The 18,145-nt window shown below is 59.2% G+C and carries 17 protein-coding genes and 2 pseudogenes; 15 read left to right on the top strand and 4 right to left on the bottom strand.

Annotated features, from left to right (window positions below):
• Positions 1 to 21 precede the first annotated feature (21 nt).
• From QN377_RS21130 to QN377_RS21120, 3 genes and pseudogenes are all read left to right on the top strand, one after another.
• Positions 22 to 1,116, top strand: a pseudogene (locus QN377_RS21130) (sensor histidine kinase); the annotation flags it as partial.
• Positions 1,113 to 2,504, top strand: coding sequence for a sigma-54-dependent transcriptional regulator (locus tag QN377_RS21125; protein ID WP_095000741.1), 1,392 nt, complete (start codon positions 1,113 to 1,115; stop codon positions 2,502 to 2,504). The pseudogene QN377_RS21130 and the gene QN377_RS21125, both read left to right, overlap by 4 nt.
• Before the next feature lie 12 nt (positions 2,505 to 2,516).
• A complete protein-coding gene (locus tag QN377_RS21120) occupies positions 2,517 to 2,972 on the top strand; it encodes a thioesterase domain-containing protein (protein WP_095017782.1) in 456 nt (151 codons plus the stop codon).
• A 104-nt stretch (positions 2,973 to 3,076) separates the two neighbouring features.
• Here the strand turns inward: QN377_RS21120 and cysQ are convergent, their stop codons facing one another.
• Positions 3,077 to 3,904, bottom strand: coding sequence for a 3'(2'),5'-bisphosphate nucleotidase CysQ (gene cysQ, locus QN377_RS21115; RefSeq protein WP_095000739.1), 828 nt, complete (start codon positions 3,902 to 3,904; stop codon positions 3,077 to 3,079).
• Positions 3,901 to 4,467, bottom strand: a complete 567-nt coding sequence (nudE, locus tag QN377_RS21110) for an ADP compounds hydrolase NudE (RefSeq protein WP_095000738.1) — start codon at positions 4,465 to 4,467, stop codon at positions 3,901 to 3,903. The genes cysQ and nudE overlap by 4 nt, the downstream gene beginning before the upstream one ends.
• 87 nt (positions 4,468 to 4,554) lie before the next feature.
• Here nudE and yrfG point away from each other — a divergent pair, with 87 nt between their 5' ends.
• Positions 4,555 to 5,217 (top strand): GMP/IMP nucleotidase, encoded by a 663-nt coding sequence (yrfG, locus tag QN377_RS21105; RefSeq protein ID WP_095000737.1) that lies wholly within the window; start codon positions 4,555 to 4,557, stop codon positions 5,215 to 5,217.
• A gap of 76 nt (positions 5,218 to 5,293) precedes the next feature.
• Here the strand turns inward: yrfG and lysM are convergent, their stop codons facing one another.
• Complete coding sequence (gene lysM, locus QN377_RS21100) at positions 5,294 to 5,734, bottom strand: peptidoglycan-binding protein LysM (protein WP_095000736.1); 441 nt, start codon at positions 5,732 to 5,734, stop codon at positions 5,294 to 5,296.
• Positions 5,735 to 5,837: 103 nt separating this feature from the next.
• On the opposite strand from lysM, the gene QN377_RS21095 reads away from it, so the two are divergent.
• The 5 genes from QN377_RS21095 (at position 5,838) to QN377_RS21075 (ending at position 11,880) form a co-directional block, all read left to right on the top strand.
• Positions 5,838 to 6,725 carry a LysR family transcriptional regulator gene (locus QN377_RS21095; protein WP_095000735.1) on the top strand — a complete coding sequence of 296 codons (888 nt, stop codon included), beginning with the start codon at positions 5,838 to 5,840 and terminating at the stop codon, positions 6,723 to 6,725.
• A 94-nt stretch (positions 6,726 to 6,819) separates the two neighbouring features.
• Positions 6,820 to 7,659, top strand: a complete 840-nt coding sequence (gene fdhD / locus QN377_RS21090; protein WP_322213952.1) for a formate dehydrogenase accessory sulfurtransferase FdhD — start codon at positions 6,820 to 6,822, stop codon at positions 7,657 to 7,659.
• Positions 7,656 to 10,004, top strand: a complete 2,349-nt coding sequence (locus QN377_RS21085; RefSeq protein WP_095031419.1) for an FdhF/YdeP family oxidoreductase — start codon at positions 7,656 to 7,658, stop codon at positions 10,002 to 10,004. Before fdhD ends, QN377_RS21085 begins: the two co-directional genes overlap by 4 nt.
• A gap of 238 nt (positions 10,005 to 10,242) precedes the next feature.
• A complete protein-coding gene (locus QN377_RS21080) occupies positions 10,243 to 10,716 on the top strand; it encodes a glycine zipper domain-containing protein (RefSeq protein WP_095000732.1) in 474 nt (157 codons plus the stop codon).
• A 240-nt stretch (positions 10,717 to 10,956) separates the two neighbouring features.
• On the top strand, positions 10,957 to 11,880 hold the full coding sequence (locus tag QN377_RS21075) for a hypothetical protein (RefSeq protein WP_095000731.1): 924 nt from the start codon (positions 10,957 to 10,959) through the stop codon (positions 11,878 to 11,880).
• 164 nt (positions 11,881 to 12,044) lie between these two features.
• On the opposite strand, the gene QN377_RS21070 is transcribed toward QN377_RS21075, so the two are convergent.
• Positions 12,045 to 12,509 carry an Lrp/AsnC family transcriptional regulator gene (locus tag QN377_RS21070; RefSeq protein WP_095000730.1) on the bottom strand — a complete coding sequence of 155 codons (465 nt, stop codon included), beginning with the start codon at positions 12,507 to 12,509 and terminating at the stop codon, positions 12,045 to 12,047.
• 127 nt (positions 12,510 to 12,636) lie between these two features.
• On the opposite strand from QN377_RS21070, the gene QN377_RS21065 reads away from it, so the two are divergent.
• From QN377_RS21065 to QN377_RS21040, 6 genes and pseudogenes are all read left to right on the top strand, one after another.
• The gene (locus tag QN377_RS21065) at positions 12,637 to 12,972 is read left to right on the top strand and encodes a hypothetical protein (protein WP_095000729.1); all 336 of its coding nucleotides are present in this window, start codon (positions 12,637 to 12,639) and stop codon (positions 12,970 to 12,972) included.
• Positions 12,973 to 13,078: 106 nt separating this feature from the next.
• Positions 13,079 to 14,848: pseudogene (locus tag QN377_RS21060) on the top strand (GspE/PulE family protein).
• Positions 14,849 to 14,943: 95 nt separating this feature from the next.
• Positions 14,944 to 15,864, top strand: a complete 921-nt coding sequence (locus tag QN377_RS21055; RefSeq protein WP_095000727.1) for an SPFH domain-containing protein — start codon at positions 14,944 to 14,946, stop codon at positions 15,862 to 15,864.
• Positions 15,865 to 15,867: 3 nt separating this feature from the next.
• Positions 15,868 to 16,317, top strand: coding sequence for an NfeD family protein (locus tag QN377_RS21050; protein WP_095025179.1), 450 nt, complete (start codon positions 15,868 to 15,870; stop codon positions 16,315 to 16,317).
• Positions 16,318 to 16,383: 66 nt separating this feature from the next.
• Positions 16,384 to 16,698 carry a DUF2388 domain-containing protein gene (locus QN377_RS21045; protein WP_095000725.1) on the top strand — a complete coding sequence of 105 codons (315 nt, stop codon included), beginning with the start codon at positions 16,384 to 16,386 and terminating at the stop codon, positions 16,696 to 16,698.
• A 271-nt stretch (positions 16,699 to 16,969) separates the two neighbouring features.
• A complete protein-coding gene (locus tag QN377_RS21040) occupies positions 16,970 to 18,112 on the top strand; it encodes a DegT/DnrJ/EryC1/StrS family aminotransferase (RefSeq protein WP_095017787.1) in 1,143 nt (380 codons plus the stop codon).
• The last annotated feature ends 33 nt before the right edge of the window (positions 18,113 to 18,145 follow it).

The following is an 18,145-nucleotide window of genomic DNA, read 5'->3' as shown; positions in this document are numbered from 1 at the left end:
AGATGTGTATAAGAGACAGCCACCAGCGACCCCAAGCCCCTGGCGCTCGACCCCAGTGCCTGGCTGGTACAGACGCAGACCATCGACGAAACCGGCTGGCAGGCGAACATTCTTGCCCCTCGCACATTGATCGACCGCTCGGTGCGCACCGTGCTGGCCATCGGCGGCGCCACCTTGCTGGTGGTCATGCTGTTGATCGGTTTAATGATGCAGCGTCGGCGTCATTACCTGGATCGCATTGCATTTGAAGCCAAGGCCCGCCGCGAGCTGGAAATGCGTGTGGCAGAGCGCACCAGCGACCTTGAAGGGCTAAACCGGCGTCTGCGTGAAGAGGTACTGGAGCGCGAACATGCGCAACAGGAACTGGTGCGCGCCCAGGACGATCTGGTGCAGGCAGGCAAGCTGTCGGCGCTGGGCACCATGTCGGCCAGCATCAGCCACGAACTCAACCAGCCGCTGGCGGCTATCCGCAGTTATGCCGAAAACGCCGAAGTGTTGCTCGACCACCAACGTATCGACGATGCCCGCGGCAACCTCAAGCTGATCAACGAACTGACCGGCCGCATGTCCTCCATCATTGCCCACCTGCGCGCCTTCGCCCGCCGCGATCGCCACGCACCGGAAAGCGTCGCCCTGCAACCGGCGCTGGACGATGCCCTGGCGTTGCTGGCCAAGCGTCGACGCAGCATGGAAGTCGAACTGATCCGTGACTTGCCCGCCGCCACGCTCTGGGTTGAAGCCGGTGAAACACGCCTGCGTCAGGTACTGGGTAACCTGCTGGCCAACGCCCTCGATGCCTTGACCGAAAAAGGCCCGCCCCGGCGCTTGTGGCTAAGTGCCCAATCCACGCCGGAAGGCGTCACTGTGTACATTCGCGACAACGGCCCGGGTTTTTGCATGGAAGCGCTGGGCCGCGCCGGTGAGCCTTTCTATACCACCAAGACCCGTACTCAGGGGCTGGGCCTGGGGCTGGCCATTTGCGACACACTGATCCGCGCCTTTGGTGGCGAATTGTTGTTCGCCAACCACAAAGAAGGCGGCGCCTTAATTACCTTACGCCTGCGCGCAGGTGCGCCAGGTGTGAGCTTGCAAGCTTCAGAGGACTCCAGGTCATGAGCCAGCCCATCGATCCGCACGTTCAGGTCATCCTGATCGATGATGACCCGCATCTGCGCCAGGCTTTGTATCAGACCCTGGACCTGGCCGGGCTCAAGGTGCTGCCACTGGCCGAAGCCAACGGCCTGGCCGAGCGTATCGGCCGGGACTGGCCGGGTGTGGTAGTCAGCGATATCCGCATGCCGGGCATGGACGGCCTTGAGCTGCTGGCGCAACTGCATGGCCAGGACCCGGAACTGCCGGTGCTGCTGATTACCGGTCACGGCGATGTGCCGCTGGCGGTGCAGGCCATGCGTGCAGGTGCCTATGACTTTCTCGAAAAGCCCTTTGCCAGTGACGCCCTGCTCGACAGCGTGCGTCGTGCTCTGGCCTTGCGCGCTCTGGTTATGGACAACCGCAGCCTGCGCCTGGCTCTGAGCGATCGCCAGTTGCTGAGCTCGCGGCTGGTGGGGGTATCACCGGCCATGTTGCGCTTGCGCGAGCAAATCGGCGCTCTGGCCGCCACCAAGGCCGATGTGCTGATCCTCGGCGAGACCGGCTCGGGCAAAGAAGTGGTTGCACGGGCGCTGCATGATTTATCGGCGCGGCGTAACGGCCCGTTTGTGGCGATCAATGCCGGGGCCCTGGCTGAATCCGTGGTTGAGAGCGAACTGTTCGGGCATGAGCCTGGGGCCTTTACCGGCGCGCAGAAGCGGCGCATTGGCAAGTTCGAGTTCGCCAATGGCGGCACCCTGTTCCTCGACGAAATCGAGAGCATGAGCCTGGACGTGCAGGTCAAATTGCTGCGTTTGCTGCAAGAGCGCGTGGTCGAGCGCCTGGGTGGGAACCAGCTGATCCCGCTGGATATACGGGTGATCGCCGCCACCAAGGAAGACCTGCGCCAGGCCGCCGATCAGGGCCGCTTCCGCGCCGACCTGTATTACCGCCTCAACGTAGCGCCCTTGCGCATCGCCCCCCTGCGTGAGCGGGGTGAAGATGTGCTGATGTTGTTCGATTATTTTGCCGGCGAAGCCAGTGTGCGCCATGACCTGACGCCCAACGTGCTGCAACCGGCGCAGCGGGCTTTATTGTTGCGCCACACCTGGCCTGGCAACGTGCGCGAGCTGCAAAACGTCGCCGAGCGCTTTGCCCTGGGCCTTGAATTGGCTCTGGATAACTCCGCTGAAGGCCAGCCAGCAGCGGGCAATGAAGTAGCTGGCGGCTTGAGCGAGCAGGTCGAGCACTTCGAGAAAAGCCTGATCGCCGCCGAGCTTGAACGCACCCACAGCTCCATGCGCAGCCTGGCCGAAGCACTGGGTGTGCCGCGCAAGACCCTGCACGACAAGCTGCGCAAGCACGGGCTGAACTTCGACAGCGCCAGCCATCCACACCCAGATGAACTTGATTAAAGAGGCCGCAGCATGAACCGCGACAGTCGTTATCTGGAGTCAGTTCTTCATCACGACATCCCGCTGACCCGGGAAATGGGTCTCAAGGTACTGGGCTGGCAAGACCGGCAGTTGCGTCTGCAGTTGCCGCTTGAAGCCAATATCAATCACAAGAGCACCATGTTCGGCGGCAGCCTGTACTGCGGCGCAGTGCTGGCGGGCTGGGGCTGGCTGCATTTGAGCCTGCGCGAAGCGGGAATCGAAGACGGGCATATCGTGATTCAGGAAGGTCATATCAGCTACCCGCTGCCCGTGACCGAGGACGCCATTGCGGTATGTGATGCGCCAGATGATGCGCAATGGAACAGGTTTTTGGCCATGTACAAACGCCACGGCCGCGCGCGGCTGACCCTGGAAACGCGGGTAGTCAATGTTCAGGGCGGGGAAGATGCGGTGAGGTTTAGCGGGCAGTACGTGTTGCACCGCTAACTCGATTTTTGTGGGAACGGGTTTGCTCGCGATGGCCGCGGCGCGGTCTGGCTGAAAGACCGCAGCGTTTGCATCGCGGGCAAGCCCGCTCCCACAGGGGTGGACTAGCGTTGTGCCAGATCCAGCAATTTTTCACGCCACGGCGCCTGCGCCGGCAACGCCAGAAACGACTGATTGAGCAGCGACTCACGGGCCGGATAACTGAACGGTTCACCATCCAGTTGCAGCACCACACCACCAGCTCCTTCCAGCACACCCTGAGCCGCCGCCGTGTCCCACTGCGAAGTCGGCGCCAGGCGCGGATAACAATCAGCCGCTCCTTCAGCCAGCAAACAGAACTTCAAGGAACTGCCCACGCTGACCAACTTCAATTCGCCCAGATGCTCACTCAGACCGGCCAGCAAGTGCTCCTGCTCAGGACTGGAATGGCGGCGGCTGGCGACTACGGTCAACGCCTCACCCGCAGGCGGTGTGTTTCGCACGCTGATGGGCACAGGTTCATCGCCCTCCGCCCGCCAGGCCCCCAGGCCCGCGCCGCCGTAGTAGCAACGACCGCTGGTGGGCATGGATACCACGCCAAACACCACACGACCCTGCTCGATCAACGCAATGTTGACGGTGAACTCTTCACTGCCGCAAATGAATTCCTTGGTGCCATCCAGCGGGTCAACCAACCACCAGCGCGTCCAACCCGCGCGCACGTCTTGCGCGATATTGGCGTCTTCCTCCGACAGTACCGGAATACTCGGGGCCAGCGCGGTGAGGCCATCAAGCAGGATGTGATGGGCGGCCAGATCAGCGGCCGTGACTGGCGAATCATCGGCCTTGGCACTGACTTCAACGCCCGCTCGCCAGAACGGCAAAATCGCGTCGCCAGCGGCATGGGCCAGTTTGATCACGCCTTCAAGCAAAGGATGGGGCAAGACACTCACGGCTGGAATGCTCCACGCTGGGTCAGCAGATCGCGGGCCAGATACAGCGCGGCCAGGGCACGACCTTCGCTGAATTGCGGGTTAAGCACCAGGCTCGACAGCTCACGCAGGTTGACCCGATCAACGCGCATCGGCTCAGGTTCGTCGCCTTCCAGATGCTCTTCGTAAAGATCGGTAGCCAGGACCACCTGAATTTTTTGACTCATATAGCCGGGGGACAGGGACAGCTCGGTCAAATGCTCGAGCTGGCGAGCACCGAAACCGGCCTCCTCCTTGAGCTCTCGTTCAGCCGCAGCCAACACATCTTCGCCCGGCTCGATCAGGCCCTTGGGCAGCGAAACTTCGTATTCATCAGTGCCGCCGCAATATTCTTCAACCAGAATCGCGTGCTCAGCATCGATCATGGCCACAATCATCACTGCGCCATAACCGTTGCCGCGCCCCACCAACCGTTCGTAAGTGCGCTCTACTCCATTGGAGAAGCGCAGTTGCACTTCTTCAACCCGAAACAATCGGCTACTGGCAACAATTTCACGGGCAAGTACGGTGGGTTTTTGGCGCATAGCGGCTCCTCAATATGAACGGGGTACTATACCCCGGCTTTTCCGATTGTCTGTGTCGGAAATTTTTACCTGTGGGAGAAGTTTTGCATGACCGTTTTACCTTGGCGCGACATTGATACCGTGCTGCTCGACATGGACGGCACGCTGCTCGACCTGCACTACGACAACCATTTCTGGCTGGAGCACCTGCCCCAACGCTATGCCGAGCTGCATGGCATCAGCCGGGCGATGGCGGATCTGGAACTGACGCCGCTATTTGAAGGCAACGCGGGCCAGTTGAAATGGTACTGCCTGGATTTCTGGAGCCGCGAGCTGAAGATCCCGGTGCGCGAACTCAAACTCGAAACCGCTCATCTGATTGCCTTGCGCCCCGATGCCGATACTTTTCTGGCAGCCATCAACAAAGCTGGCAAGCGGGTGATCATGATCACCAACGCGCACCGTGATTCGCTGTCGTTGAAAATGGAGCGCATTGAGCTGGCCCCGTATTTCGAGCGACTTATCAGTTCCCACGACTACGGTTATCCCAAGGAAAGCCCGGCGTTCTGGGATGCCCTGCAAGCAGATATCGGTTTTGACCCAGCCCGCAGCCTGTTTATCGACGATACCCTGCCAATTTTGCGCAGTGCCCGTGATTTTGGGGTGGCTCACTTGCTGGCAGTGAAACAGCCCGACAGCCAAAAAGGCCCGAAAGACACTGCAGAATTTGCTGCGCTGGGGGACTATCGCGAGTTGCTGGAAGGGCTGTGAATCTCTGAACCCGTGGGAGCGAGCCTGCTCGCGAAGTGCATTCGCGAGCAGGCTCGCTCCCACAGGGTAAAACGGTTTACTCGGGAATACGCAGCGTCTGGCCCGGATAGATTTTGTTCGGGTCCTTGAGCAACGGTTTGTTGGCTTCGAAAATCTTGTTGTACAGATTGGCGTTGCCGTACACCTGCAGCGAAATTGCGCTCAGGGTGTCGCCCTTTTTCACCACGACAAAACGCGAAGCCACAACAGCCGGGCCGGTCACGGTGATCTTGTCTTCAACACTGGCCACGCCTGCGATATTACCCGCCGCCAGAATGATTTTTTCTTTCTCTTCCTGGGTGGCCACTTCACCGCTGACTGTCACTTTGTCGCCTTCCACGGTAGCGGTGATGTTCGGATTGCCCAAGCCCACTTCCTGTACGTGCTTCTTGAGCTCCTCGCCCGCATTGGCGTTGCCCGGTGTCAGCAGGTCGATCAATTTTTCGCCGGCTTCTTTCACAAAGCTGAAAATACTCATACATCACGCTCCTAGGTTGGAAGATCCAGACTCAAGAGCGTAGACCATCTACGCCATGTGCAAGCGCGCTAGAATCGCCCGCTGAATTGCACCCGGAGCGACGATGGACATCAAACAGCTGAAATTCCTCATTGCCCTCGACGAAACCCGACATTTCGGTCAGGCCGCCGCGCGTTGCCATATCACGCAGCCCACCCTGTCCATGCGTTTGCGCAGCCTTGAACAGGAACTGGACTTGCAACTGGTCAATCGCGGACAGCGCTTCGAAAGCTTTACCGCACCTGGCGAGCGGGTGCTGGCCTGGGCCCGTACCGTGTTGGCCGCCTACGACGGTTTGCAGGCCGAAGCTGCTGCCTGTCGCGGTAACCTGATCGGTACTCTGCGCCTGGGCGTGGTGCCGCTGTCGAGTTTTGACCCCCTGCCGCTGTTGCAGCGTCTGCATCAGGAACATCCCGATCTGCGCTTCGAATTGTCAGCACTGAGCTCGGAACAAATCCTTGAGCAACTGGCCAGCAACCGGCTGGACGTGGGTGTCTCTTATCTTGAACGCCTTGACCAGGAACGTTTTGACTCCCTGGCCCTGGGCGAAACCCGCATGGGCCTGCTATACGACCAGCGGTATTTCAACTTCGGTGACCAGCCGCTTAGCTGGGAGGCGCTGACCAGCTTGCCGCTGGGCCTGCTCAGCAGCGGCATGCACTTTCGCCAGTCCATCGACCACAACTTCCACAGCCGGGGCCTTACGCCACAACCCCTGTTGCAAACCGATGCCGTTCATCAACTGTTACAAGCTGTCCACGGCGGGCTTTGTTGCGCGGTGATGCCCCTTGAGGGCGGGCTGGAAGCCCTGACCGACCACCTGCGCCTGCACCCCATAGAAGATGCACGCACCTTGGCCCGCCTGGGTTTGATCATGCGTCGTGAGGCACCGCGCTCAGCGCTGGCCGAAGCCTGTTTCGCGCTTTATCAGAAATCACCAAGCTCTTCTTGATCGACGCCATCTATCAATAGATCAGCACTAGCGATTAGACGCGACACTGTGTCGCGCCTAGGCTTAGAGCTCAATTGATTGTCGGTACTGCCTTATGAACGCCAAGCGCCCTCTGTGCGCGGCGCCTGCTTCTGTCACGCCCGCGCCTGCTGCCAGCCAGAGCTATGACTACGTCAACCTGGACCACAGTGGTGGTGCGCAAACTGCACTGGCCGAAGAGGTCGCCCTGGCGATTGCCTATAACGGCATCAGTCAGGCCGTGATGCTGGTCACACCCACTGACCTTGAGGACTTTATCGTCGGCTTCAGCCTGGGCAGCGGCATCATTCAAGACGCCAGCGAAATCTACGACCTCAAACTGACCGGTGCAGGGTCTGCCCAATACGCTCAGGTCGAAATCGCCAGCCGGGCGTTCTGGAACCTCAAGCAGCAACGCCGCCAACTGGCCGGCACCAGTGGGTGCGGGCTGTGTGGGGTGGAAGCGGTGGAACAGGCCTTGCCCGATCTCCAGGTATTGCCCGGCGCGCCTTTGCCACCGGCGCAGTGGCTGGAAGGCCTGCGCCAGCGCATCAGCGACTTTCAACCCTTGGGCCAGCACTGCGGCGCCGTACACGCTGCAGTCTATATGAACGGCCAGGGCCAACTACTGCTGGGTCGTGAAGACATAGGCCGGCACAACGCCCTCGATAAATTGATCGGTGCTCTGGTACGCCAGCAAATCGATCTGACGGGTGGCACAGCAATCGTCACCAGCCGTTGCAGCCTGGAACTGATTCAAAAAGTGCTGCGCGCCGGCATCCAGACCCTGATCAGCCTGTCCTCGCCCACGGGCCTGGCGCTGCAATGGGCGCGGCGGCACAACCTCAACCTTATTCATCTGCCACAAAAAAGCGCGCCCAGGGTCTACAGCCCCGCGCAGGAGAAACAACCGTGAGCACACACCATCAAGCCGACAAAACCCCGACTCCCCGCTACAAGCCCTACAAAGGCCCGGCCGGTGGCTGGGGCGCGCTGATCAGTGTGGCGCAAGCCTGGTTGACCAGCGACAACGCACTGAAAAACCTGCGCATGATGCTCAAAACCAACCAGAACGGCGGCTTCGACTGCCCGGGCTGCGCCTGGGGTGATTCGCCGGAAAGCGGCCTGGTCAAGTTTTGCGAGAACGGCGCCAAGGCAGTGAACTGGGAAGCTACCAAGCGCCGGGTCGATGCGGCGTTTTTCGCCAAGCACAGCGTCAGCGCGCTGCTGGAGCAAAGTGATTACTGGCTCGAATATCAGGGCCGCCTGACCGAGCCCATGAGCTATGACCCGGAAACCGACCGCTACGTCCCCATCAGCTGGGATGCCGCCTTCGCCTTGATCGCCAGGCACTTGCTCAACCTGGCCAGCCCCAACGAAGCCGAGTTCTACACCTCAGGCCGGGCCAGCAACGAAGCGGCGTATTTGTACCAACTGTTTGTGCGCGCGTTTGGCACCAACAACTTCCCGGATTGCTCGAACATGTGCCACGAGGCCAGCGGCGTGGCCCTGGCGCAAAGCATCGGCGTGGGTAAAGGCACCGTGACCTTTGATGATTTCGAGCACGCGGATGCGATTTTTGTATTGGGGCAAAACCCCGGCACCAACCACCCGCGCATGCTCGAACCACTGCGCGAGGCGGTCAAGCGCGGCGCCCAGGTAGTGTGCGTCAACCCGCTCAAGGAGCGCGGGCTGGAACGTTTCCAGCACCCGCAGCACCCGCTGGAAATGCTCACCAACGGCGACCGTCCGACCAACACGGCCTACCTGCGTCCGGCACTGGGCGGTGACATGGCGCTGTTGCGCGGCATGGCCAAGTTCCTCCTGCAGTGGGAGCGCGATGCCCAGGCCGCAGGCGAACCGGCCGTGTTCGATCATGCATTTTTGAATGAGCACACTGCGGGCATTCTCGATTACATCTCCAGCCTCGACGACACCTCGTGGGACCATATCGTGGAGCAATCGGGCCTGACCCTTGTTGATATCGAACGCGCCGCACGCATGTACCTCAAGGGCAAGAACGTAATCATGTGCTGGGCGATGGGCATCACCCAGCATCGTCATTCGGTGCAGACCATCCAGGAAATCGCCAACCTGATGCTGTTGCGCGGCAATATAGGCCGCCCCGGCGCCGGCCTGTGCCCGGTACGCGGCCACAGCAACGTACAGGGCGACCGCACGATGGGCATCAACGAACGCCCGCCGGTGGCCTTCCTCGATTCGTTGGAGCGTCGCTTCCAGTTCAAGGTGCCCCGTGAAAACGGCCACAACGTGGTTGAAGCCATCCACGCCATGCTTGAAGGCCGAGCCAAGGTGTTTATCGGCCTGGGCGGCAACTTCGCCCAGGCCACTCCAGACAGCCCGCGCACCGCACAGGCCCTGCGCAATTGCGCCCTGACTGTACAGATCAGCACCAAGCTCAACCGCAGCCACCTGATGCACGGCAAACAAGCGCTGATCCTGCCATGCCTGGGCCGTACCGATATCGACATTCAGGCAGAAGGCCCGCAAGCGGTGACCGTGGAAGACTCGTTCAGCATGGTCCACGCCTCCAATGGCCAGTTGCAGCCACTGTCCAGGCAGATGCGCTCGGAGCCCGCAATCATTGCCGGCATTGCTGCGGCCACACTGGGCACCCACCCGATTGACTGGAACTGGGTCGTCGCTGACTACCGACGCATTCGCGACTTGATTGCCGACACCATTCCCGGTTTCAAGGACTTCAACACGCGCATCGAACACCCGGGCGGCTTCTATTTGGGCAACTCGGCCGGTGCGCGACAGTGGAACACGCCGTCCGGGCGCGCCAACTTCCGCCCCAACGCACTGCCTCAAGACCTGGTAGATGCCCGCACCCGCGCCACAGGCCGGCTGCCCGACCTGATCTTGCAGTCCATGCGCTCTCACGATCAGTACAACACCACTATCTATGGCCTCGATGACCGCTATCGCGGGGTCAAGGGCCAGCGTGATGTGCTGTTCGTCAACGAAGCCGACATCATCCGCCTGGGCTTCAAGCCGGGGCAGAAGGTCGATATCGTTTCGATCTGGGATGACCGGCACGAGCGCAGGGTGAAAAATTTCACCCTGCTGGCGTTTGATATTCCTGCCGGGCAAGCTGCGGCGTACTACCCGGAGGTCAACCCGCTGGTGCCTCTGGAAAGCACGGGCGATGGCAGCCATACGCCTACGTCCAAGTTCGTGGCGATTTGCCTGGAGGCAGCCAGCCCGTCAACGCTGATCATGGCTAAGGCCAGCTGAGCACTTTTTGTTCGTTTGTGGTGGGAGCGCGCCTCTGAACTGCGGCCACAAAAAAGGCCGTTTTCCTACGAAAACGACCTAACCGAACTAGCTAACAGACCCTCGAAAACAGATTAAGTTCCCTAGTAAAAACAACAACTTATAGAATTGTGTACAACTCGTGCTACTCGTCGGATTTCGATTGTCACCAACCGCTTGCAGCCTCAGGATCGCGCCGTCATCTCTTTGAGGCTCATCCATGAAGCTCACCTCGATTCTCTTGTTGTCCCTTGGCCTGGTCAGTGGCGTAGCCTCGGCCGGTGGCACCACCGAAGCCGGTGTAGGCGGCGCATTAGGCGGGGTTCTTGGCGCCGTTGTTGGCCAACAGCTCGGCGGCTCGACCGGTTCTGCGATTGGTGCAGGTGTGGGTGGTGCGGCAGGTAGTGCCGTAGGTGCCGACAAACGCAGCCGTGGTGAAGCCGCCATTGGCGGCGCACTGGGTGCTGCAGGCGGTAACGTGCTGGGCCGCAGTGTCGGCGGCAGCACAGGCGCACTGGTGGGCTCGGCCGCTGGCGGTGGTGCCGGTGGCGCGCTGGGCAACTATATGGGCAATAAAAGCGACAGCGACGATCGCCGCTATCGTGACCGCGATAACCGTCGCTACTACCGCGACGATCATCGCGGCCGTGGCCACGCGTATGGCCATCGCAAAAACAAGCATCGTCACGACTGATGCGTACAACGGGAGCCGAAAGGCTCCCGTTTTTTTTACCTGCGCCTGCTCCGGGCAAATTGTTTCAATGCATTACGCCCGCCTGTTTTGCCCCTGATCATGCAATCTGCATGCACCGAAAAAACCAACCATTTGCAAGCCATTGAAAGATATGGAATTACCTGCAACACAGGGTTGGCACATCCCCTGCAATTACCTGAATGAACGCTGCACTTCCTACCATTCAGGAGCACAACAACAATGATCGGGACAACTGAACACTATCCCGCAGCCCTGCAAGATTCCTCCGGTCAATCCGGTGTTTCCTGGGCCGCCATCTTTGCCGGCGCCGCCACTGCTGCCGTCCTCTCCCTGCTGCTGCTGATGCTAGGGGCGGGGCTTGGGTTTTCTGCGGTTTCTCCGTGGGCCAATGAAGGGGTGGGCGCCAAAGGCCTGGGTATTACCGCCATCGTCTGGCTGGCCGTTACCCAGATCATTGCTTCCGGCATGGGCGGTTATCTGGCCGGTCGTTTGCGGGTCAAATGGACCAACCTGCATGGCGATGAAGCCTACTTTCGCGACACCGCCCATGGTTTTCTGGCATGGGCCGTGGCCACGCTGGTAACCGCTACCCTGGTTGCAGGCTCGGTCAGCAGCGTGATCGGCAGCGGCGTTCAAGCCGGGGCCAGCGTAGCTTCAGGCGCCGCAACGGCGATCAGCAGTGCAGCCGGCAGTGCCGCAGCCAACAATGGCGACAAAGGTTCGGACTATTTTATCGACAGCCTGTTTCGCGATGACCGCGGCACCGCTGTCAGCGAAGACGCAGCCCATGGCACCGTGGCCCGCATCTTCGCCCACAGCCTGGCCAATGACGGCCAATTGAGCAGTGAAGACCGTACCTACCTGGCCCAAATCATCGCCCAGCGCACCAACCTCAGCCAACCTGAAGCCGAACAACGGGTCGACCAGGTCTACGCCAAGGCCCATCAGGCTGTTGAAGAGGCCAAGGTAAAAGCCAAGGAAGCCGCTGATACCGCTGCCAAGGTCGCCGCCTGGTCCACCTTGTGGATGTTTATCACACTGCTGATCGGCGCTTTCTTTGCCAGCCTGTGCGCCACCTTTGGCGGCCGTCGCCGGGATGCCGTGACGTATCTGACCCCCACCACCACAACCCCGCTGGTTTAACCCGGGCTATTCGTTGACTGGAGAATAAAATGCGCTCACTTCTGCTGTTTTTCCTCGGTATTCCAATTCCGATCATTATTCTGATTGCGTTGTTTGTTCACTGATAACAGTGCGCAAACCCAGCCGACGGCCTTCCTTGAGAAGGCCGTTTTGTTTTCCGGGATTCAGACCGGCAGGCAGGTGGTGGACTTGATCTCGGACAACGCCACAATCGAATTCACCTCTTGAATGCCCGGCACCATCGACAGTTTCTCAAAGAAAAACCGCTCGTAGGCTTCGATATCAGCCGTCACGATACGCAGCAGAAAATCTACCGCTCCCATCAGCACATAGCATTCCAGCACTTCGGGGAAACCGCGGATCGCGTCAGTAAACTCGGTGAAGTTTGAGCGACCGTGTGCATTGAGTTTGATCTCGGCAAAAATTTGCGTATTGAGGCCGATTTTCTTGCGATCGAGCAAGGTGACCTGGCCACGAATGATGCCCTCGTCCTTCATCTTCTGGATCCGCCGCCAGCAGGGCGATTGCGAAAGCCCCACCTTCTCCGCGATCTGCGCGCTGGACAGCGAAGCGTCCTCTTGCAGCAGCGCCAATATGCGTCGGTCGTAAGCATCCAGCTCGCTTTGCATAAAAATACCCATTAATGAATAAGCTGAGACTTGTTCGAGTCTATTTATCGTCAATTCAAAACATCTTAGATAAAAAAATTCTCCCGCGACGTGTAAATATTTCTCCAGTCTGAACAGGAGCCATTGCATGCCGCATCTTGAAGTCATTACCCACGCCCCTCGCCCCGACGTATGGGCCAGCAATGCAGCCCCTTGCCAGGTGCTTTTCCGTATCCAGGCCGAAGCCGATGCCGACGTGCTGTGCCGGGTGCTCAATCTGTTTGCCCTGCAGCAACTGATCCCGCAGCAAGTGGATGTGGTACGTGACGGGGACACCTTGAGCATTGACATCCGCAGTCACGAACAGAGCTGGCACCGTGCCCGGATCATCGGCGAAAAACTGCGCAGCCTGATCAGCGTCTTCGACATGCAGCTGCAACCCGTGCAGGCCGCCAAGGACCCGGCAATGCAAGCTTGCGGGTAATAGTTCGCAACCATTGGTGGCAGGCGGGCCAACACGGCGCAACTAGGCTTTATCAGGTACATGGCCAGACAAGGACCTGTCTGCGCCGATGCCTCAAGGAGCCGTTATGCGCATCACCCCGTCCCATGACCGGTGGCTGAACCTCAACAATCTGTTATCCGCGCTGTTGGCGCAAAATCGTATCCAGCAAAGCTGCGCCACGCAGGCAATGGTACGCAGTCGCGAAGCGTCCAGTGCCACCCTCCACCCCCTGGTATTTCTTGCGCAGCAACAATTCTGCGATCCCGATCGGGGAGGCAGGATTCTCGATCTTGAAACCCTCACTGCCTGGCTCGCCAACCATGCAGGGCAACCCTACCTGCGCCTTGATCCGCTCAAGGTCGATGTCGCCACCGTGACCGGAGCAATGTCCTTTGCCTTCGCCCAGCGGCATGGAATCATCGCGGTGGCGGCCGATGCCTCAGCCATCACAGTTGCCAACACCCAGCCCTGGGTCAGCAGTTGGGAGGCCGATTTGCGCCAGTCGCTCAAGCGCCCTATCAGACGTGTCATTGCCAACCCCCTGGAAATCCAGCGCCTCAACGTAGAGTTTTTCCAGCTGGCCAAATCGGTCACTGGGGCTGTACTCAACGATCAGAAGACCAGCCCGCCGGCCAATTTCGAACAACTGCTGACCTTGGGCGCAGGCGAGCGGGAACCGGATGCCAACGATGCGCACATCGTCAATATCGTCGACTGGCTGTTTCAGTACGCCTTTGAATAACGCGCCAGCGATGTCCACCTGGAGCCCCGCCGTGAGCAGGGTTGCGTGCGCTTTCGGATCGACGGCGTGCTGCATGATGTTTACCACTTCCCGCCACAGGTAACGATGGCCGTTGTCAGTCGCCTCAAGAGCCTGGGCCGGATGAATGTTGCCGAAAAACGCAAACCCCAGGACGGCCGGATAAAAACCCGCCTGCCCCAGGGTGCTGAAGTGGAACTGAGGCTCGCCACCCTGCCCACCGCCTTTGGCGAAAAAATGGTGATGCGTATTTTTGACCCGCAGGTCCTGCTCAAAGATTTCGACCAGTTGGGCCTCTCCCCGAACGACTTGCAACGCTGGCAGCACATGACCACCCGGCCCAACGGCATTATTTTGATCACCGGCCCCACCGGCTCGGGTAAAACCAGCACCCTGTATGCAACGCTCAAGCAACTGGCCACCCCCAAAATCAACCTGTGCACCCTCGAAGACCCCATCGAAATGATCGAGCCGGCGTTCAATCAAATGCAGGTTCAGACCAACATTGACCTGACCTTCGCCAACGGTGTGCGGGCGCTGCTGCGCCAGGACCCGGATATCATCATGCTCGGTGAGATACGTGATCTGGAAACCGCCGAAGTGGCTATTCAGGCTGCACTCACCGGGCATCTGGTGCTCTCGACCCTGCATACCAACGACGCTCCCGGCGCCATCAGCCGCCTGCAAGAACTCGGGGTTGCCCCCTATCTGATAAAGGCCACATTGCTGGGTGTCATGGCCCAGCGACTGGTCAGAACCTTGTGCCCGGAGTGCAAGACCGAACATCCGCCGGCTCCCGACGAATGGCAGGATTTTGCCCCGGCCTGGGCCGGGGCAGCACCGGACACAATCTGCCGGGCCGTTGGTTGTGCGCAGTGCCGCGAAACCGGTTACACCGGGAGGGTCGGTGTTTACGAAGTCATGGTCATAAGCGAAAAACTCAGGGGGCTGATTGGCCGCGAAACCGACCTCAACGCCATTCGTCGCCAGGCAGGTGCACAAGGAATGCTCAGCCTCAGGCTTGCTGCGGCCCTAAAAGTTGCAGACGGGGTGACCTCACTGCAAGAAGCACTGCGAGTCACCCCGCATGCTTGAGTTGTTTTGACTAAAATCCAGGGAGTTGGACAATTTTCTAGATCGCTACGCTTCACGCTCGTTTGTTTCTTACACCTCAAAAACAAGGAATGGTTATGCAAGTGGGTACTGTGATCCTGTTATTTGTCGCCCTGGCCATTGCCGTGCTCTTTATGGGCTTCAAGGTGGTGCCGCAAGGTTATCAATGGACGGTGGAACGCTTCGGGCGATACACCAATACCCTCAAGCCGGGCCTGAACATCATCATCCCGGTGATGGATCGTATCGGACGCAAGATCAACGTCATGGAAAGCGTGCTGGATATCCCCCCACAAGAAGTGATTACCGCCGATAACGCCACGGTACAAATCGATGCCGTGTGTTTCTTCCAGGTGGTCAACACGGCGCAAGCCGCCTATGAGGTCAACAACCTCGAGCATGCCATTCGCAACCTGCTGCAAACCAACATCCGCACCGTGCTGGGTTCCATGGAGCTGGATGCCATGCTCAGCCAGCGTGACGGCATCAATGAAAAACTGTTGCGCACAGTCGATGAAGCAACGGCACCGTGGGGCATCAAAATCACCCGTATCGAGATCAAGGACATCAGCCCGCCGGCCGACCTGATGGCCGCCATGTCCGGGCAAATGAAAGCCGAACGTATCAAGCGTGCGCAAATTCTTGAAGCTGAAGGGCTAAGGGCCGCAGCAATCCTCACCGCCGAAGGCAAAAAACAGGCACAGATCCTCGAAGCCGAAGGGGGCCGCCAGGCAGCGTTCCTCGAAGCCGAAGCCCGCGAACGCCAGGCCGAAGCCGAAGCCCGCGCCACACAAGTGGTGTCGGAAGCCATTGCCTCAGGCAACGTACAGGCGATCAACTATTTTGTTGCACAAAAATATATCGATGCGCTGGGCAAACTAGCTTCTGCCAACAACAGCAAGGTCATCCTCATGCCGCTGGAAGCCAGCCAGGTGATCGGCGCCGTGGGAGGCATCAGCGAAATCGTCAAAGCCACCTTTGATACCAGGAAGGCCTGATACATGTGGGAGTTTCTGCAAGACCTGAACTTCTGGGACTGGCTGGCTCTTGGCACGGTACTGCTGATTCTGGAGGTATTCGGCGCCGGTGGTTATCTGCTGTGGGTGGGCCTTGCTGCCCTGATTTTGGGCGGCTTGACGTTCCTGGCCCCGGAGCTGCCCTGGACACTGCAATTGCCGCTGTTTGGCGTGCTGGCGATCCTCACGGCGGTATTCTGGTGGCGGCGCCAACGTGGCACTGGGGAGAGTGGCGACCAGCCGAACCTCAACCGCCGCGGTCATGAGCTGATCGGCCGTACTTTTATCGTGCAACAGGCGATTGTCGAAGGGCGGGGCAAAATCAAGGTAGGGGACAGCGTATGGATGGCAGTAGGGCCTGACGCTCCGGTGGGAACATCGGTACGCGTAACCGAACAAAACGGAGCCGTGTTGAGCGTAGAAATTGTGCCGTAAGGTTACGGAACTCCTGCGCACTATTGGCAATCAAATACTATAGCTAATCTATCCGGAGTCACCGTCATGCGTCTCAAATATGCTGTTGCCGCTATCGCCTTGCTGTCCCTGCCTGTTGGTTCGGCCATGGCCGACAGCTTCTGGCGTAATGTGCTGTCTTCCGGCGCAACCACCGGGTCCACTTACCTGACCTTCAAAAAAGACCGCAAAGTCATCGCAGCTCAAGATGACGCCGGCAGTTTTGTCGCCAGTAACGGATCAATTCGTGGCCCGTACCTGGAGTCGGCCATGCAACAAGTGCGCGCCGATAACCCGAACCTGAAAGTCAGCGATATGGACCTGGCTAACGCGATTCTGGTTAAAAACGCCACGGCTGAGTAAACACCTCCATCTGTGGATTCTCTGTTGCAGGTCAAGCCTTATTGTGGGAGCGAACCTGCTCGCGAACGACCTTCGCGAGCAGGCTCGCTCCCACAGTTGCAGTTTTCCTGTAGCAGCTGCCGAAAGCAGCTGCTACGCAATACGGCCCTTGCTCATTCAGCCGCCATACAGAATTTTCACCAGCTGTGAGTGATCCTGCGGGTATGATCTTGAGCGCTATGCTGTTGCTCTTTGGTTACTCAAATTCACTCACATCGGACGTCATGCCTCTATGAGCTCGCTGCCTTTCCTGCCGTTTTCCAAACCCACCATTGATGAAGCCACCATTGCTGCCGTGGGCGACGTGTTGCGCTCGGGCTGGATCACCAGCGGGCCCAAGGTGCAGGCATTCGAAGCACAATTGTCCGAGTATTTTGGCGGGCGCCCGGTGCGCACTTTCAACTCCGGCACTTGCACCATGGAAATCGCTCTGCGCATTGCCGGAATCGGTGCTGGCGATGAAGTCATCACCACGCCTATTTCATGGGTCGCTACTGCCAATGTGATTATCGAAGTCGGTGCCACGCCGGTGTTTGCCGATATCGACCCGGTAACCCGCAATATCGATCTTAACAAGCTCGAAGCAGCCATTACCCCGCGCACCAAGGCCATCATTCCGGTGTACCTGTCGGGCCTGCCAGTGGACATGGACGCGCTCTACGCAATTGCCAAAAAGCATAACCTGCGCGTGGTTGAAGATGCGGCCCAGGCCCTGGGCTCCAGCTGGCAAGGTGAGCGCATTGGCGCACGCGGCGATTTCGTTTCTTTCAGTTTTCAGGCCAACAAGAACATCACCTCATCCGAAGGTGGTTGCCTGGTACTGAACAATGAAGAAGAAGCGCGGCTGGCCGAAAAATACCGCCTGCAAGGCGTTACCCGTACCGGTTTCGACGGCCTGGATGTCGACGTGCTGGGTGGCAAGTTCAATATGACCGACATTGCGGCTGCGATTGGTCTGGGCCAGTTCGCCCATATCGAAACCATCACCGCCCATCGTCGGGCGCTGGCCAAGCATTACTTTGAGTGCTTCGGGTCGGATTTTGAAGCGGAATACGGCGCGCAACTGCCGGTGGCGGATTTCAACAACACCAACTGGCATCTGTTCCAGCTCGTGCTGCCTGAGCGCAAGGATGGTCAACCGGCGCGGGCGACCTTTATGAAAGAAATGCAGGCATTGGGCGTGGGCATCGGTTACCACTACCCGCCAATTCACTTGCTCAGCCTGTACCGCGCGCAGGGCTTTAAAGAAGGGATGTTCCCGGTGGCCGAACGTGTCGGGCGCCTGATCGTATCATTGCCGATGTTTACGGCGATGACCAAGGCCGATGTAGAGCGTTCGGTGGCAGCGGTGAAAGCAGTTCTGCAAAACGCCTGACCTCCCTGTGGGAGCTGTCTCTTATACACATCT

This window comes from Pseudomonas sp. CCC4.1, from assembly GCF_035019225.1.
Classification (GTDB): Bacteria; Pseudomonadota; Gammaproteobacteria; order Pseudomonadales; family Pseudomonadaceae; genus Aquipseudomonas; species Aquipseudomonas bubulae.
This window is presented reverse-complemented; position numbering and strand designations above follow the sequence as displayed.

Coding starts and splice junctions, on each gene's coding strand:
- QN377_RS21125 (WP_095000741.1), top strand. CDS start 1,113: ATGAGCCAGCCCATCGATCCGCACGTTCAGGTCATCCTGATCGATGAT.
- QN377_RS21120 (WP_095017782.1), top strand. CDS start 2,517: ATGAACCGCGACAGTCGTTATCTGGAGTCAGTTCTTCATCACGACATC.
- nudE (WP_095000738.1), bottom strand. CDS start 4,467: ATGCGCCAAAAACCCACCGTACTTGCCCGTGAAATTGTTGCCAGTAGC.
- yrfG (WP_095000737.1), top strand. CDS start 4,555: ATGACCGTTTTACCTTGGCGCGACATTGATACCGTGCTGCTCGACATG.
- lysM (WP_095000736.1), bottom strand. CDS start 5,734: ATGAGTATTTTCAGCTTTGTGAAAGAAGCCGGCGAAAAATTGATCGAC.
- QN377_RS21095 (WP_095000735.1), top strand. CDS start 5,838: ATGGACATCAAACAGCTGAAATTCCTCATTGCCCTCGACGAAACCCGA.
- fdhD (WP_322213952.1), top strand. CDS start 6,820: ATGAACGCCAAGCGCCCTCTGTGCGCGGCGCCTGCTTCTGTCACGCCC.
- QN377_RS21080 (WP_095000732.1), top strand. CDS start 10,243: ATGAAGCTCACCTCGATTCTCTTGTTGTCCCTTGGCCTGGTCAGTGGC.
- QN377_RS21075 (WP_095000731.1), top strand. CDS start 10,957: ATGATCGGGACAACTGAACACTATCCCGCAGCCCTGCAAGATTCCTCC.
- QN377_RS21070 (WP_095000730.1), bottom strand. CDS start 12,509: ATGCAAAGCGAGCTGGATGCTTACGACCGACGCATATTGGCGCTGCTG.
- QN377_RS21065 (WP_095000729.1), top strand. CDS start 12,637: ATGCCGCATCTTGAAGTCATTACCCACGCCCCTCGCCCCGACGTATGG.
- QN377_RS21055 (WP_095000727.1), top strand. CDS start 14,944: ATGCAAGTGGGTACTGTGATCCTGTTATTTGTCGCCCTGGCCATTGCC.
- QN377_RS21050 (WP_095025179.1), top strand. CDS start 15,868: ATGTGGGAGTTTCTGCAAGACCTGAACTTCTGGGACTGGCTGGCTCTT.
- QN377_RS21045 (WP_095000725.1), top strand. CDS start 16,384: ATGCGTCTCAAATATGCTGTTGCCGCTATCGCCTTGCTGTCCCTGCCT.
- QN377_RS21040 (WP_095017787.1), top strand. CDS start 16,970: ATGAGCTCGCTGCCTTTCCTGCCGTTTTCCAAACCCACCATTGATGAA.